This is a genomic window from Bartonella sp. AP57NXGY, assembly GCF_042195805.1.
GTDB lineage: Bacteria > Pseudomonadota > Alphaproteobacteria > Rhizobiales > Rhizobiaceae > Bartonella.
The window spans coordinates 1-1,507 of record NZ_JBHIOZ010000271.1 but is presented as its reverse complement, the minus strand read 5'-3'; the positions used below and the strand labels follow the sequence as shown (position 1 = coordinate 1,507).

The following is a 1,507-nucleotide window of genomic DNA, read 5'->3' as shown; positions in this document are numbered from 1 at the left end:
TCCCTGCAGCAGCACACGAGACTGAGATTGTATAGAGTCCAACTTTTCAATTGGATAAGGATTCGAATAATAGTTCAGAAGAGCGTTTTTCATTTGGTGACCAGCCACAAACTGTTGCAGGCTTTCATCATGCGATGAATATATATTCTTACCGTGACCCGTGGTCATATAAACAAAATCTACACTATAATGACAGCCATCTTCCAAAAGAACATCCGTTTTATTATCTTGGTGGATATGGAGATTGATAACCTTTTGTCGGATCTCCTTAATACGAATACCGGAAGGTAAATCTTGCGTGAGCTCTTGGTAAGCCCAAGACAGGTATTCCCCTAACAAACGACGTGATAAATAATCATTTTCTTTGATTTCTCTCCCAACATTATGCTCTGTACGAGAAAAAACACCGTTAATATTACGATAACCTTGTTGAATAGCCCATTGATAGAAATTCGGCCCTTTACGAATAGGCCCGACACCCTTAACTGTATCATCACCAAATAAAGTAATCTGGCAAGCGACAGTGTTAACCAATAAATGATCCGGTTGATGCACACTATGGGTACCGGTCCCTATCTCATTGGAATCAATCAATAAAATATCAATGTTCCCAGAAAATGGATAATGGGAATAAAGCGTGAGCAAGCGTTCGAGAATACTGACCCACGAGGACCAACGCCCAAAATAGCGACTGTAGAGTGAAGCATTCTGTAATCTCTCCTATTAAAATAATTTGACTTTCACAAAATATTTCAAAAAGAATGGAATAAATTCTCTCGACTTTTTAGTGAAGATTGCGGATTTATGAAACGCCAACAACCTTTTTACAAAGACAATATTGACAGATTCCAGCAGCGGCAAAAAGCGCTACAGCACCACAGATAACGGAAAGCGCAATGGCATATGAACCAGACTGTAAAAAACTCGTCAAGAGAGGTCCTAATATTTGGCCAAAACCGTAAGTTAAGGTAGCCAAGCCTAGCAGATTTATGCCATACGGCGCATATAAACGCTTAGCTAACGGCATAACTAAAGAAGTCGTCCCCATAAAAGTAAATCCAAACCCTATACAACTGAGAACGATCAGTACAAGAGACTGGCTGAATAATGTCAGTAATACGCATCCTCCTTGGATAAGCAAATTGAGCATCAGACAACGTAATACCCCCCACCGATGGGCTCCCCATAACCAAATGAAACAACTAGGAACAATGGCTATTCCGACAAACGACCATAAGTGGTTAGCAAGTCAGTGGGAAATTAAATGTTTTCGCCATCAGAGGAAGATATGTCGCGACAATAATATAACCAAACCCAGCGAGCCCATAAATCAGAGCGAGTTCCCACCAAACGATATTTTCGTGTGCCAATGACTCGTTAATAGCAAATTGAGATGCATCAACACGACGTGGAAATAAAATAAATAACACGAGCAACAATACAACAGATATAAAACCAGCTCCAAACCAAATATTTTTCGCGTTCAGCGATTTACTCAAACCAATAA

3 protein-coding genes are annotated in these 1,507 nt (G+C 40.0%); all 3 read right to left on the bottom strand.

Translation table 11 applies throughout. The features are described 5' to 3' along the window. A partial coding sequence (locus ACFIL8_RS10210) for an FAD/NAD(P)-binding protein (protein WP_375689677.1) occupies positions 1-645 on the bottom strand: 645 nt, incomplete at its 3' end. A 157-nt stretch (positions 646-802) separates the two neighbouring features. Next, on the bottom strand, positions 803-1,195 hold the full coding sequence (locus ACFIL8_RS10205) for a YbfB/YjiJ family MFS transporter (protein WP_375612481.1): 393 nt from the start codon (positions 1,193-1,195) through the stop codon (positions 803-805). A 46-nt stretch (positions 1,196-1,241) separates the two neighbouring features. Beyond that, on the bottom strand, positions 1,242-1,507 hold a 266-nt coding region (locus ACFIL8_RS10200; RefSeq protein ID WP_375689675.1), incomplete at its 5' end, for a YbfB/YjiJ family MFS transporter.